The sequence below is a fragment of the Mycobacterium sp. IDUB_3 genome, from assembly GCF_055419585.1.
Genome location: NZ_JBVAXZ010000002.1, coordinates 664,662 through 678,388 on the forward strand (window position 1 = coordinate 664,662; position 13,727 = coordinate 678,388).

At 68.7% G+C, this 13,727-nt stretch carries 13 protein-coding genes; 10 read left to right on the forward strand and 3 right to left on the reverse strand.

The genetic code is table 11. From position 1 onward, the window contains the following. Positions 1 to 9: 9 nt before the first annotated feature. Both ACZYVJ_RS24195 and ACZYVJ_RS24200 read right to left on the reverse strand, forming a co-directional pair. A complete protein-coding gene (locus ACZYVJ_RS24195) occupies positions 10 to 1,224 on the reverse strand; it encodes a serine hydrolase domain-containing protein (RefSeq protein WP_463833671.1) in 1,215 nt (404 codons plus the stop codon). A 32-nt stretch (positions 1,225 to 1,256) separates the two neighbouring features. Next, complete coding sequence (locus tag ACZYVJ_RS24200; protein WP_463833672.1) at positions 1,257 to 1,688, reverse strand: hypothetical protein; 432 nt, start codon at positions 1,686 to 1,688, stop codon at positions 1,257 to 1,259. 117 nt (positions 1,689 to 1,805) lie between these two features. Here ACZYVJ_RS24200 and ACZYVJ_RS24205 point away from each other — a divergent pair, with 117 nt between their 5' ends. The 8 genes from ACZYVJ_RS24205 to pyrF all read left to right on the forward strand — a co-directional run bounded on the left by ACZYVJ_RS24205 (position 1,806) and on the right by pyrF (position 11,420). Further along, complete coding sequence (locus ACZYVJ_RS24205) at positions 1,806 to 2,414, forward strand: MerR family transcriptional regulator (RefSeq protein WP_463833860.1); 609 nt, start codon at positions 1,806 to 1,808, stop codon at positions 2,412 to 2,414. Positions 2,415 to 2,762: 348 nt separating this feature from the next. Beyond that, on the forward strand, positions 2,763 to 3,335 hold the full coding sequence (pyrR, locus tag ACZYVJ_RS24210; protein ID WP_463833673.1) for a bifunctional pyr operon transcriptional regulator/uracil phosphoribosyltransferase PyrR: 573 nt from the start codon (positions 2,763 to 2,765) through the stop codon (positions 3,333 to 3,335). Further along, entirely contained in the window at positions 3,332 to 4,303 is a 972-nt protein-coding gene (locus tag ACZYVJ_RS24215; RefSeq protein WP_463833674.1) for an aspartate carbamoyltransferase catalytic subunit, read from the forward strand. The genes pyrR and ACZYVJ_RS24215 overlap by 4 nt, the downstream gene beginning before the upstream one ends. After that, positions 4,300 to 5,604, forward strand: a complete 1,305-nt coding sequence (locus ACZYVJ_RS24220) for a dihydroorotase (protein ID WP_463833675.1) — start codon at positions 4,300 to 4,302, stop codon at positions 5,602 to 5,604. The genes ACZYVJ_RS24215 and ACZYVJ_RS24220 overlap by 4 nt, the downstream gene beginning before the upstream one ends. After that, on the forward strand, positions 5,601 to 6,104 hold the full coding sequence (locus ACZYVJ_RS24225; protein WP_463833676.1) for a PH-like domain-containing protein: 504 nt from the start codon (positions 5,601 to 5,603) through the stop codon (positions 6,102 to 6,104). Before ACZYVJ_RS24220 ends, ACZYVJ_RS24225 begins: the two co-directional genes overlap by 4 nt. Next, complete coding sequence (carA, locus tag ACZYVJ_RS24230) at positions 6,101 to 7,222, forward strand: glutamine-hydrolyzing carbamoyl-phosphate synthase small subunit (RefSeq protein WP_463833677.1); 1,122 nt, start codon at positions 6,101 to 6,103, stop codon at positions 7,220 to 7,222. The genes ACZYVJ_RS24225 and carA overlap by 4 nt, the downstream gene beginning before the upstream one ends. Beyond that, positions 7,222 to 10,599 (forward strand): carbamoyl-phosphate synthase large subunit, encoded by a 3,378-nt coding sequence (carB, locus tag ACZYVJ_RS24235; protein WP_463833678.1) that lies wholly within the window; start codon positions 7,222 to 7,224, stop codon positions 10,597 to 10,599. Before carA ends, carB begins: the two co-directional genes overlap by 1 nt. Next, positions 10,596 to 11,420 carry an orotidine-5'-phosphate decarboxylase gene (gene pyrF / locus ACZYVJ_RS24240; RefSeq protein WP_463833679.1) on the forward strand — a complete coding sequence of 275 codons (825 nt, stop codon included), beginning with the start codon at positions 10,596 to 10,598 and terminating at the stop codon, positions 11,418 to 11,420. Before carB ends, pyrF begins: the two co-directional genes overlap by 4 nt. Before the next feature lie 13 nt (positions 11,421 to 11,433). On the opposite strand, the gene ACZYVJ_RS24245 is transcribed toward pyrF, so the two are convergent. Next, the gene (locus ACZYVJ_RS24245) at positions 11,434 to 11,856 is read right to left on the reverse strand and encodes a TOBE domain-containing protein (RefSeq protein WP_463833680.1); all 423 of its coding nucleotides are present in this window, start codon (positions 11,854 to 11,856) and stop codon (positions 11,434 to 11,436) included. An 810-nt stretch (positions 11,857 to 12,666) separates the two neighbouring features. On the opposite strand from ACZYVJ_RS24245, the gene mihF reads away from it, so the two are divergent. Together mihF and gmk are read left to right on the forward strand one after the other, a co-directional pair. Continuing rightward, the gene (mihF, locus tag ACZYVJ_RS24250; protein ID WP_007171927.1) at positions 12,667 to 12,981 is read left to right on the forward strand and encodes an integration host factor, actinobacterial type; all 315 of its coding nucleotides are present in this window, start codon (positions 12,667 to 12,669) and stop codon (positions 12,979 to 12,981) included. 34 nt (positions 12,982 to 13,015) lie between these two features. Beyond that, entirely contained in the window at positions 13,016 to 13,687 is a 672-nt protein-coding gene (gene gmk, locus ACZYVJ_RS24255) for a guanylate kinase (protein ID WP_463833681.1), read from the forward strand. Positions 13,688 to 13,727 lie beyond the last annotated feature (40 nt).

Sequence of the window (13,727 nt, forward strand, 5' to 3'; positions counted from 1 at the left end):
GATGTGACTTTAAAGGTCGAGGGCGCGATAGGTGTTGCGGACGAACCTCGGTTGTGCCGTCCGGAGTTTGGCCAGCGACGTGTTTCCGGCGACGGCCGTGGCGGCATCGACGGTCAGATCCGGCAGATTCTGAATCAGGTAGAGCAGGATCAGGTCCGCGCTGGGGTCGGCCTGCCACCAGGTCCCGTAGGCGCCCGGCCAGCTGAACGTTCCGAGGCCGCCGGGCCCGAAGAGCGGTGTGCTCTTGGCCGGATCGGTCACCACCGACAGGTTCAGCCCGAAGCCGCGGCCGACCCAGTACGGCGCGCCCAGGAAGTTGTGCCGCTTCTGCTCCTCGGTGAGCCGGTCGGTCCGCATCAGCCGGACGGATTCTTCCGAAAGCACCCGCACCCCGTCGACCGTTCCGCCGGCGAGCAACATCCGCACGAACCGCAGGTAATCGTCGGCGCTCGACCACAATCCGCCGCCGGCATTGCAGAACGAGGGCGGCGTGATGTGCGGTGGGCCCATCACGCCGTGATGCAGTCGGCTCTGTTCGTCTAGCGAGTACATGGTCGCCGCGCGGCGGCGCGCCTCCGGCGAGACGAAGAACCCGGTGTCGGTCATGCCCGCCGGGCCCAGGATCCGTTCGTCGAGCACCTGATGGAACGGCTTGTCCTCGATGCGGGAGGCGATGACGCCCAGCAGGTCGATGGAGTGGCTGTAGGTGACCCGGTCACCGGGCTGATGCACCAGCGGCAGCTTGGCCAGCTCGGCCAGCCAGGCGACCGGGCCCTGATTGAAGGGCAGTCGCATGTAGGCCTTGGAGATCGGTCCGGACACCGAGAAGCCGTAGGCCAGCCCACTGGTGTGGGTGAGTAGATCCTCGATCAGGATGGTGCGGTTCACCGGGTGCGTCCGGTCGAGCGGGCCGTGCGGATCGTCGAGCACCCGCACGCCGGCCAACTCCGGCGCCCAGCGGGTGACCGGATCTTTGAGCGCCAGCCTGCCGTCGTCGACCAGGCTCATCACGGTCGCGACCGTCACAGGCTTGGTCATCGATGCGATGCGAAACAGCGTGTCGCGCTGCATCGGCAGACCCGCGCCCACGTCGCGGTAGCCGATTTCGTTGACCTGCAGCAGTTCTCCGCGCTGCCAGACCACCGTCACCGCGCCGGCGAGCAGGCCGGCGTCGCATACCTCACGAATGGAGGCGGCATTGCCATTGAGGGTCGAGCGATTCACCTGGTCAGGTTAGCGGGCCGGTCGGACGGTTCTCAGATTCGGTCGATTCCGGCGATCAGGGTGGCCACCCCGGACGTGAGTACGCCCGCTATCAGTAGCGTCGCGCCGAGCCACACGCTCGTGATCATCCGGTTCGGGCGCGCCGGGTTGCGCCCGAGCACCGATAGGAAGAATCCCGCGGGCATCATGATGGCGGCCAGCAGCACGGCGATCGCCCCGCCGTTGGCCCAGGCGGGGCTCGCGCCCGCGGCGTTGCCCAGTACCGACAGCAGTAGGCCCAGCATCACGAGCACACCGGCGTGCGCGTGGCCGGCTCGGAAAAAAGATTTCTGCAGGCCGTTGGCTTCGTGGTTGCCGGTGACCACGCGCAGTAAGAAGACGCCGCCGGAGGCGATGGTGACGACCGAGATGATGGTGGCCCCCAGCGTGATGCTCATGAATGGGGCGATCAGCGAGGTGCTCATAAATCTTCCTGAAGTCATAGTCGTGTGTTAGATACTTCTACTATCCAATAGTGGATAGTAGAAGTATCTAATGTCAAGATGTTCTGGCAAGATTTTCGAAGGAGCGCTTCCGTGCTGATGTCGGAGCTGGCGAGTCGCACCGAGGTGCCGGTGCCGACCATCAAGTTCTACCTGCGTGAGGGCGTGCTGATGCCAGGCCGCGTAGTCAGCTCGACTCGCGCCCACTACGACGAGTTACACGTCCGACGGATCGCGCTGATCAGGGCGCTGTCCGCGCTCGGTCTCTCGATCTCGCAGATCAGGTCCGTTGTCGCACTCATCGACAACCCGGGAAGGTCGCTTTTCGCGACGCTGGGTGCGGCGACAGCGGCGCTTTCGCGGCCCGCTCAACCCACACACGGTGAGGACTGCGCACGGGCTCGGGCCGCGCTGTCAGCGCTTGACTTCGTGGTGCCCGACGATCTTCCCGCGGTAGCGCAGCTTGACCGTGCCCTCGCCGACGCCGAGGCTGCGGGCGTGCCGATGACCGAGGATCGGTTGCGTGCATACGCGCCGCACATCAGCGCCATCGCCGCCTACGACATCGAGCAGATGCCGCTGGAACCCCCAACGGCGGCAATCGAATACGCCGTCCTCGGGACCATCTTCTACGAACCGATCCTCGCGGCACTGCGCCGCATCGCGCATGCCGGCCTGACCGCGCAACGGCTGGCCGAGGGCGGGTAAGCCGCCGATTAGGCGACATGAATTGCGCTGCGTCCTCAACGTGGTCGCGAAATAACGCCTGGCCTCCGCCACCTCCGCCGCCTCCGCAATAGGCTTCGAAATTCAGCATTCGCTCGCGCCGAATCCGCGCGCTCGCGGACCGGGCATAAGTCGTGCCCGCCTTTCCGCGACAAATCATGCTCAGCTCAACCCGCGGCAGCGCCGGCCGCTGTGACTGGCGCGGGGTGGGGGCGACGGGCGACCACCCGTGCCTGGCGGCGTGGCACTCGAAATTAGTGCTACGCTGCCTCGCAGTCGACATCCTTTAACGATCCGTCCGGCGAGGCGGAGAAGGAGGTCAAGTTTCGTATGGGTGCTGCGGGCGACACCGGCTTAGGCAGCGATTCCCGGGAGTTGATGTCGGCGGCCGATGTGGGCCGCACTATTTCCCGCATTGCTCATCAGATCATCGAGAAGACCGCACTGGACGGTCCCGACGCGCCACGAGTGGTGCTGCTCGGCATCCCGACCCGCGGTGTGATTCTCGCCAATCGGCTGGCCACCAACATCGGCGAATACAGCGGTGTCGAGGTCGGCCACGGCGCCCTGGACATCACGCTCTACCGCGACGATCTGATGCAGAAACCGCCGCGGCCGCTGGAAGCCACCTCGATTCCGGCCGGCGGCATCGACGACGCGTTGGTGATCCTGGTCGACGACGTCTTGTACTCCGGCCGCTCGGTGCGTTCCGCGCTGGACGCGCTGCGCGACGTGGGCCGGCCCCGGGCGGTGCAGCTGGCGGTGCTGGTCGACCGCGGCCACCGCGAACTGCCGTTGCGCGCCGACTATGTGGGCAAGAACGTCCCCACCTCGCGCGGCGAGAGCGTGCACGTGCTGCTGAGCGAGAACGACGGCGACGACGGGGTGGTGATCTCACGATGACCCGCCACCTACTGGCGGCCGGCGACCTGAGCCGCGATGACGCCACCGCCATCCTCGACGATGCCGACCGGTTCGCGCAGGCGCTGGTGGGGCGCGAGATCAAGAAGCTGCCGACGCTGCGCGGCCGCACCATCGTCACGATGTTCTACGAGAACTCGACCCGCACCCGGGTGTCCTTCGAGGTGGCCGGCAAGTGGATGAGCGCCGACGTGATCAACGTCAGCGCGTCCGGATCGTCGGTGGGCAAGGGGGAGTCGCTGCGCGACACCGCGTTCACGCTGCGCGCCGCCGGCGCCGACGCACTGATCATCCGGCACCCGGCCTCCGGCGCGGCGCACCTGCTGGCCGAGTGGACTTCGGGCGGGAACGCCGCCCGAGAGGATCCAGGGCCGTCGGTGATCAACGCCGGCGACGGCACCCACGAGCATCCGACCCAGGCGCTGCTGGACGCGCTGACCATTCGCCAACGGCTCGGCGGCATCGAGGGCCGTCGCATCGTGATCGTCGGCGACATCCTGCACAGCCGGGTGGCGCGTTCCAACGTGATGCTGCTGCACACTCTGGGCGCCGAGGTGGTGCTGGTCGCGCCGCCGACGCTGCTGCCGGTCGGGGTCCAGGGCTGGCCGGTCACCGTGTCCAACGACTTCGACGCCGAGCTGCCCGCCGCCGACGCGGTCCTGATGCTGCGGGTGCAGGCCGAGCGGATGAACGGCGGCTTCTTCCCCTCGGTGCGCGAATACTCCTCGCTGTACGGGCTTTCCGATCGCCGCCAGGCGATGCTGCCCGGCCACGCCGTGGTGCTGCACCCGGGGCCGATGCTGCGTGGTATGGAGATCGCCTCGTCGGTGGCCGACTCATCGCAATCTGCTGTGCTGCAACAGGTTTCCAATGGTGTCCACGTGCGGATGGCGGTGCTGTTCCACGTGCTGGTCGGCACCGAACTGGCCGGAGAAGAGGGTGCGGCGTGAGCGTGCTGCTGCGCGGGGTTCGGTTGTACGGCGAGGGCGATCGCGTCGACGTGCTGGTCGATGATGGCCAGATCGCCGACATCGGCCCGGGGTTGGCCGTGGCCGGAGGCGTCGAAAAGGACCTAGACGTGATCGACGCCACCGATCAGGTGCTGCTGCCCGGCCTCGTCGACCTGCACACTCATCTGCGCGAACCCGGACGCGAATACGCCGAGGACATCGAAACCGGCTCGGCCGCAGCGGCTTTGGGGGGATACACCGCGGTGTTCGCGATGGCAAACACCACCCCGGTCGCCGACAGCCCGGTGGTCACCGACCACGTGTGGCATCGAGGCCAGCAGGTCGGCCTGGTCGACGTGCACCCGGTGGGCGCCGTCACCGTGGGGCTCGCCGGCAAAGAGCTCACCGAGATGGGCATGATGGCGGCCGGGGCCGCGCAGGTGCGGATGTTCTCCGACGACGGCATCTGCGTGCACGACCCACTGGTGATGCGTCGCGCCCTGGAATACGCCACCGGTCTGGGCGTGCTCATCGCCCAGCACGCCGAGGAGCCCCGGCTGACCGTCGGCGCCGTCGCCCACGAGGGGCCCACCGCGGCCCGGCTGGGCCTGGCGGGATGGCCCCGGGCCGCGGAGGAGTCGATCGTCGCCCGCGACGCCCTGCTGGCCCGCGACGCCGGCGCCCGGGTACACATCTGCCACGCCTCCACCGCGGGCACCGTCGAGATCGTGAAATGGGCCAAGGAGCAAGGGATCTCGATCACCGCCGAGGTCACCCCGCACCACCTGATGCTCGACGACAGCAGGCTGGCCAGTTACGACGGGCAGAACCGGGTCAACCCGCCGCTGCGCGAAGCGGCCGACGCGGTGGCGCTGCGCCAGGCGCTGGCCGACGGCGTCATCGACTGTGTGGCCACCGATCACGCCCCGCACGCCGAGCACGAGAAGTGCGTGGAGTTCTCCGCGGCGCGCCCGGGCATGCTCGGGCTGCAGACGGCGCTGTCGATCGTGGTGCAGACCATGGTCACCCCCGGCCTGTTGACCTGGCGGGACGTCGCCCGGGTGATGAGTGAAAACCCCGCTCGCATCGCGGGCCTGCCCGATCACGGGCGGCCGCTGGAGGTGGGGGAGCCGGCGAACCTCACGGTGGTGGACCCCACCACCTCGTGGACCGTCGCCGGATCCGACCTGGCCAGCCGGTCGGCCAACACGCCCTACGAGGCGATGACGCTGCCCGCCACCGTGACGGCCACGTTGCTGCGCGGCAAGGTCACCGCCCGAGACGGGAAGTCCCCGGCATGAATTCGGGCACGCTGGTGGGATCGCTGATCTTCGCGGCTGTGGTGGTGGTCGTGATCACGGTGGTGATCCAGCTGATGATGCGGACCTGGCACCGTCGCTCGCAGCGGCAGGCGGAGTTGATCGGGGCGTTGCCCGAGATCCCGGACCGGGTGGGGGCGGCGACCATCACCACCCGCGGGCACTATTGCGGCTCCATGATGGCGCCGGGCTGGAGCGAGCGGATCGCCGCCGGTGATCTGGGTTTCCGCAGCAGAGCGGTGCTGACCCGCTATGCGGGCGGCATCATGGTGGAACGGGTACGGGCCAAACCTATTTGGATCCCTCGGGACTCCATCGCGCACATCCGGATGGAGCGCAGAATGACCGGCCGGATCGGGATTCTGGCGATCCGCTGGCGGCTGCCGTCGGGCGTCGAGATCGACACCGGCTTCCGGGCGAACCACCGTGACGAATACGACGGCTGGCTCGAATCGCAGGATGAGGAGGAGCGGCGCTCGTGACTAAGGCGCAGTTGGTACTCGAGGACGGGCGCGTCTTCACCGGGATGCCGTTCGGCAAGATCGGCCAAACATTGGGCGAGGCCGTGTTTTCCACCGGCATGTCGGGCTACCAGGAGACGCTGACCGATCCGAGTTACCACCGGCAGATCGTGGTGGCCACCGCGCCGCAGATCGGCAACACCGGCTGGAACGGCGAGGACGCCGAGAGCCGCGGCGACAAGATCTGGGTGGCCGGCTACGCGGTGCGCGATCCGTCGCCGCGCCCGTCCAACTGGCGCTCCACCGGCACCCTGGAGGACGAACTGGTCCGCCAGCACATTGTGGGGATCGCCGGCATCGACACCCGCGCGGTGGTCCGGCATCTGCGCACCCGCGGTTCGATGAAGGCCGGCGTGTTCTCCGGTGACGCACTCGCCGATGCGGACGAACTGCTGGCGCGGGTGCGCGGGCAGCGGTCGATGCTCGGGGCCGACCTGGCCGGCGAGGTCAGCACGCCGGACACCTACATCGTGGAACCCGAAGGCTCACCGCGGTTTACGGTGGCCGCGCTGGACCTGGGGATCAAAACCAACACGCCGCGCAACTTCGCCCGCCGCGGTGTGCGCACCCACGTGCTGGCCTCATCGGCGAGCTACCAGCAGATCGCCGACCTCAAGCCCGACGGCGTCTTCCTGTCCAACGGGCCCGGCGACCCCGCCACCGCCGACCACATCGTCGCGGTCACCCGCGAGGTGCTGGGCGCTGGAATCCCGTTGTTCGGCATCTGCTTCGGCAATCAGATCCTGGGCCGGGCGCTGGGATTGTCCACCTACAAGATGGTGTTCGGCCATCGCGGCATCAACATCCCGGTGATCGACCACGCCACCGGGCGGGTGGCCGTCACCGCCCAAAACCACGGCTTCGCGCTCGAGGGCGAGGCCGGCCAGACCTTCGACACGCCGTTCGGTACCGCGGTGGTCAGCCACACCTGCGCCAACGACGGAGTCGTCGAAGGCGTCAAACTCGCAGGCGGGCAAGCGTTCTCGGTGCAGTACCACCCGGAGGCCGCGGCCGGACCGCACGACGCGGAATATCTGTTCGACCAATTCATCGACCTGATGGCAGGGGAGGGCCGCTAGTGCCACGTCGCACCGACCTCAACCACGTGCTGGTGATCGGCTCGGGGCCGATCGTCATCGGTCAGGCCTGCGAGTTCGACTACTCGGGAACTCAGGCCTGCCGGGTGCTGCGTGCGGAGGGGCTGCAGGTCAGCCTGGTCAACTCCAACCCGGCCACCATCATGACCGACCCGGAGTACGCCGACCACACCTACGTCGAGCCGATCACCGCGGCATTCGTGGAGAAGGTGATCGCCCAGCAGGCCGAGCGCGGCAACAAGATCGACGCGCTGCTGGCCACCCTGGGCGGGCAGACCGCGCTGAACACCGCGGTCGCGCTGTACGAGAACGGGGCGCTGGAGCGCCACGGCGTCGAGCTCATCGGCGCGGACTTCGACGCCATCCAGCGCGGTGAGGACCGGCAGATGTTCAAGGACATCGTCGCCAAGGTAGGCGGTGAATCCGCCCGTAGCCGAGTGTGTTTCACCATGGACGAGGTCCGCGAGACGGTCGCCGACCTCGGCCTGCCGGTCGTGGTGCGGCCCAGCTTCACCATGGGCGGCCTGGGTTCGGGAATGGCGCGATCCGTCGAGGAGGTCGACCGGATGGCGGGCGCCGGGCTGGCCGAAAGCCCCAGCGCCAATGTGCTGATCGAGGAATCGATTTACGGCTGGAAGGAATTCGAGCTCGAGCTGATGCGCGACGGCAATGACAACGTCGTCGTGGTGTGCTCGATCGAGAACTTCGACCCGATGGGCGTGCACACCGGTGACTCGGTCACCGTCGCGCCGGCGATGACGCTGACCGACCGGGAATACCAGCGGATGCGGGACCTGGGCATCGCGATCCTGCGCGAGGTCGGGGTGGACACCGGCGGCTGCAACATCCAGTTCGCGATCAATCCGGTCGACGGCCGGCTGATCGTCATCGAGATGAACCCCCGAGTGTCGCGGTCCAGCGCCCTGGCGTCCAAGGCGACCGGCTTCCCCATCGCCAAGATCGCCGCCAAGCTGGCCATCGGGTACACCCTCGACGAGATCGTCAACGACATCACCAAGGAAACGCCGGCCTGCTTCGAGCCCACTCTGGACTACGTGGTGGTCAAAGCGCCGCGGTTCGCGTTCGAGAAGTTCCCGGGCGCCGATCCCACCCTGACCACCACAATGAAATCCGTCGGTGAGGCAATGTCGTTGGGCCGCAACTTCATTGAGGCACTAGGCAAGGTGATGCGGTCGCTGGAGACCACCCGCACCGGATTCTGGACCAAACCCGACGATCCGGCGGTGACGCAAAAGGGGGTGGCCGAGGTGCTGGGCCGGCTGCGGACGCCAACCGAGGGCCGGCTCTACGACATCGAACTGGCGCTGCGGCTGGGCGCGCCGGTGGAGCAGGTCGCCGAGGCCAGCGGCGTGGACCCGTGGTTCGTCGCGCAGATCGGCGAGCTGATCGAGCTGCGCGCGGAGCTGATCGCCGCCCCGGTGCTCGACGCCGACCTGTTGCGCCGTGGCAAGCACAGCGGGCTGTCGGACCGCCAGATCGCCGCGCTGCGGCCCGAACTGGCCGGCGAGAACGGGGTTCGGTCGCTGCGCGAGCGGCTGGGTGTGCACCCGGTGTACAAGACGGTGGACACCTGCGCGGCCGAGTTCGAGGCCAAGACGCCGTATCACTACAGCAGCTACGAGCTGGACCCCGCCGCCGAGACCGAGGTGGCGCCGCAGACAGAGCGGCCCAAGGTGCTGATCCTGGGGTCGGGTCCCAACCGCATCGGCCAGGGCATCGAATTCGACTACAGCTGCGTGCACGCGGCAACGACGCTGTCGCAGGCCGGTTTTGAGACCGTGATGGTCAACTGCAACCCGGAGACGGTGTCCACCGATTACGACACCGCCGACCGGCTGTACTTCGAGCCGCTGACGTTCGAGGACGTCCTCGAGGTGTTCCGCGCCGAGCAACAGTCGGCCGGCGAGGGTCCGGGAGTGGTCGGGGTGATCGTGCAGCTGGGCGGCCAAACCCCGCTCGGGCTGGCGCAGCGCCTGGCCGACGCGGGCGTGCCGATCGTGGGCACCCCGCCGGAGGCGATCGACCTGGCCGAGGACCGCGGCGCCTTCGGCGACGTGCTGACGGCCGCGGGGTTGCCGGCGCCGAAGTACGGCATGGCAACGACTTTCGCGCAGGCCCGCCGGATCGCCGAGGACATCGGCTATCCGGTGCTGGTGCGGCCGTCGTACGTACTGGGTGGTCGCGGGATGGAGATCGTCTACGACGAGGAGACGCTGCGGGGCTACATCACCCGCGCCACCGAGCTCTCGCCCGAGCACCCGGTGCTCGTCGACCGCTTCCTCGAGGACGCGGTGGAGATCGACGTGGACGCGCTGTGCGACGGCACCGAGGTCTACATCGGCGGCATCATGGAGCACATCGAGGAGGCCGGCATCCACTCCGGCGACTCGGCGTGCGCGCTGCCGCCGGTGACGCTGGGCCGCAGCGACATCGAGAAGGTGCGCCGCGCGACCGAGGCCATCGCGCACGGCATCGGCGTGGTGGGCCTGCTCAACGTGCAGTACGCGCTCAAGGACGACGTGCTCTACGTCCTGGAGGCCAACCCGCGCGCCAGCCGCACGGTGCCGTTTGTGTCGAAGGCCACCGCGATCCCACTCGCCAAGGCGTGTGCCCGGGTCATGTTGGGCACCAGCATTTCCCAGCTTCGCGACGAGGGCATGCTGGCGGCGTCCGGCGACGGCGCCCATGCCGCGCAGAACGCCCCGATCGCGGTCAAGGAGGCCGTGCTGCCCTTCCACCGCTTCCGTCGCAGCGACGGGGCCGCCATCGACTCGCTGTTGGGCCCGGAGATGAAATCCACCGGCGAGGTGATGGGCATCGACCGCGACTTCGGCAGCGCGTTCGCCAAGAGCCAGACCGCCGCCTACGGGTCGCTGCCGGCGCAGGGCACCATCTTCGTGTCGGTGGCCAACCGGGACAAGCGCTCGCTGGTCTTCCCCGTCAAGCGGCTGGCCGACCTGGGATTCCGCGTGCTGGCCACGGAGGGGACCGCGGAGATGTTGCGCCGCAACGGGATTCCCTGCGACGAGGTGCGCAAGCACTTCGAGGACCCGCAGCCGGGCCGCCCCGAGACGTCGGCGGTCGACGCGATCAAGGCCGGCGAGGTCGACATGGTGATCAACACGCCGTACGGCAACTCCGGCCCGCGCATCGACGGCTACGAAATCCGTTCGGCCGCAGTGTCGGTCAACATCCCCTGTGTCACCACGGTGCAGGGCGCCTCGGCCGCCGTCCAGGGCATCGAAGCGGGCATCCGCGGCGACATCGGCGTGCGCAGCCTGCAGGAACTGCACAGCCAGATCGGTCAGGGCGGCCAGCCCGGTAACGGGGACCGGTGACCGGGTTCGGCGTCCGGCTGGCGGACGCGAAGGCGGAACGCGGGCCGCTGTGCGTGGGCATCGACCCGCACCCCGAGCTGCTGCGCGCCTGGGACCTGCCCACGACCGTCGACGGCCTGGCCGCGTTCTGCGACATCTGCATCGAGGCGTTTGCCGGATTCGCCGTCGTCAAACCGCAAGTCGCGTTCTTCGAGGCCTACGGCGCCGCTGGATTCGCGGTGCTGGAACGCACCATCGCGGCCTTGCGATCGGCCGGGGTGCTGGTGCTGGCCGACGCCAAACGCGGCGACATCGGCACGACGATGGCGGCCTATGCCGCCGCGTGGGCGGGTGATTCACCGCTGGCCGCCGACGCCGTGACGGCCACCCCGTACCTGGGCTTCGGCTCGCTGCGGCCGCTGCTGGAGACCGCCGCGGCACACGACCGCGGGGTGTTCGTGCTTGCGGCCACCTCGAACCCGGAGGGGTCGACCGTGCAGCGCGCCGCCTTCGACGGCCGCACGGTGGCCCAGCTGGTCGTCGACCAGGCGGCGGTGGTGAATCGTTCCGCGACCCCGTCCGGGCCGGGATATGTCGGCGTGGTCGTCGGCGCGACGGTGTTGCAGGCGCCCGACCTCAGCGCGCTGGGCGGCCCGGTGCTGGTGCCCGGACTCGGCGTCCAGGGCGGGCGGCCCGAGGCGCTCGCCGGGCTGGGCCGCGCGGAACCCGGCCAGCTGCTGCCCGCGGTGGCCCGCGAGGTGCTGCGGGCCGGGCCGGGTGTGGCGGAGCTGCGTGTGGCGGCCGATCGCATGCTGGACGCGGTCGCCTACCTGGCGGTGTGAACGGGTACTACGCCTAGTCCGACGCGACCGCGGTGCTGGGTCGCGCGGTTTCGACGATGACGGTGGTGGCCTTGACGACGGCCACCGCGACGCTGCCGGGGCGCAGCTGCAGTTCATCGGCGGCCTCGGTGCTCATCAGCGACACCACGGTGAAGGGGCCGCACTGCATCTCCACCTGGGTCATCACCTTGTCGCTGAGCACCGACGTGACCAGCCCGACGAAGCGGTTGCGGGCCGAGCTGCCGATGCTGAGCGGGTCCGCCGGCGGGGCGGGCGCATTGGTGCGGGAAAAGCGGGCGAGGTCCTCGCTTGCGATCACCTTGCGGCCGGCGGCGTCGTGACTGACCGCGAGTGTGCCCTGGTTGATCCAGCGCCGCACGGTGTCGTCGCTGACGCCAAGCAGCTCAGCTGCCTGGCGAATTCGCAGGTTGGACACTTCTCGATCGTATCGGATTCCGTGCCCCCGATTAGCTGAAATTGGCCGTGGCCACGCGTCCTCGGCCCCGCGCGCCCGACCCGGCGGCCGCTCCACGGCGGTCAACGACGCTGCGTCCCTTGGTGGTTGGTGAAAGCCGGCCGCGGGGTCAGCGGATCGGGCGGAGGGCGAACGTGGTGGCCCGCCGGGGGCCTGCGCCGTCGACGACCAAACCTGGCGGTGGTTTGTCGGTTGCTGGACGACCCACGCGTGACCTGCGGAAGGCTGCCCCGGGCGGTCGCCCGGGCCTGGGAGCGCTTCGGGCCGTCCCAGGGGTGCCCGGACGCCCGGATTCCCGGACCACAAGGCCCCCTCGAGGGCGCCACGGGTGCCGCCAGGCCCAGTGCGCGGGCCGAACGGCGGTGTTGGCCTGCCGTTTGACCGGCGACGCGACACGCGCGACACGCCGCAACAAATCCGTGATCCCTCGCACCAGGCCTGACGGCGGCCGACTTGCGCCTTTGCGGACTGCCCGGCCGCCGCGGCCGCCGCCGTCGCCGGGCGATAAAACAGCAGGTAGATGGCCTATCGACCAGTCCAAACGGCGCCGGAACCCAGACGCGGACGGCGCCCAGCGCGGCCCTCGTGAACCCCGTCGCAAGCACCGCTTTGGCCGGCTACCCGCCGGTGCATGCTGGGACTTTGCCCCCTTAAGCAGGGGGTCGGGTTAGATTTCGTCAGGAGGCCTGAGTACGGTCGTCTGCGCTGGCAGAAGTACCGGCGGGACAAAATGAGATCGATTGAAATTGATTGATCAGATACGGAGGAATCGTGGCCCTTCCCCAGTTGACCGACGAGCAGCGCGCGGCCGCGTTGGAGAAGGCGGCAGCCGCACGTCGAGCGCGAGCAGAGCTCAAGGACCGCCTGAAGCGTGGCGGCACCAACCTGACCCAGGTCCTCAAGGACGCCGAGACCGATGAAGTCCTGGGCAAGATGAAGGTTTCCGCGCTTCTCGAGGCGTTGCCCAAGGTGGGCAAGGTCAAGGCGCAGGAGATCATGACTGAGCTGGAGATCGCCCCCACCCGCCGTCTGCGCGGTCTCGGCGATCGTCAGCGCAAGGCCCTGCTGGAAAAGTTCGGCTCCTAACCGAGCCGTGGGCGCACCGGTCCAAGGAGCGCCTGTGAGCGCCGGCGGGGGACCGGACGTCCAGCACGGGACACGTCCTGAACCATCAGGTAACGGACGTGTGGTCGTGCTGTCCGGTCCCTCCGCGGTCGGCAAGTCGACTGTGGTCCGATGCCTGCGTGAGCGGGTTCCGGACCTGCATTTCAGCGTCTCGGCCACGACGAGGGCGCCGCGGCCCGGCGAGGTCGACGGCGTCGATTACCACTTCGTCACCCCGGCCCGCTTCCAGCAGCTGATCGACGAGGGCGCGCTGCTGGAGTGGGCCGAAATCCACTCGGGGCTGCATCGGTCCGGCACCCTGGCGGAGCCGGTCCGGGCCGCCACGGCCCGCGGATTTCCGGTGCTGATCGAGGTAGATCTGGCCGGGGCCCGGGCCATCAAGAGGGCGATGCCGGAGGCCCTCGCGGTCTTTTTGGCGCCGCCCAGCTGGGAGGACCTCAGGGCGAGGCTCGTCGGCCGCGGCACCGAAACGCCGGAGGTCATGCAGCGCCGCCTGGAGACCGCCCGCATCGAAATGGCGGCCCAAAACGACTTCGACCGGGTGGTCGTGAACAGCGAATTGGAGTCAGCGTGCTCCGAATTGGTAACCTTGCTGGTGGGAACTGCGCCCGGTCGGTATGACCCGTCTGGCCAGACCGGAAACCGAACTACATCCCAGCAAGATTGAGCACCGCTTTTCAATATTTTCAGCGGCTTTTCAGTGTGAA

Coding starts and splice junctions, on each gene's coding strand:
- ACZYVJ_RS24200 (WP_463833672.1), bottom strand. CDS start 1,688: ATGAGCACCTCGCTGATCGCCCCATTCATGAGCATCACGCTGGGGGCC.
- ACZYVJ_RS24215 (WP_463833674.1), top strand. CDS start 3,332: ATGACCCGCCACCTACTGGCGGCCGGCGACCTGAGCCGCGATGACGCC.
- ACZYVJ_RS24225 (WP_463833676.1), top strand. CDS start 5,601: ATGAATTCGGGCACGCTGGTGGGATCGCTGATCTTCGCGGCTGTGGTG.
- pyrR (WP_463833673.1), top strand. CDS start 2,763: ATGGGTGCTGCGGGCGACACCGGCTTAGGCAGCGATTCCCGGGAGTTG.
- ACZYVJ_RS24205 (WP_463833860.1), top strand. CDS start 1,806: ATGTCGGAGCTGGCGAGTCGCACCGAGGTGCCGGTGCCGACCATCAAG.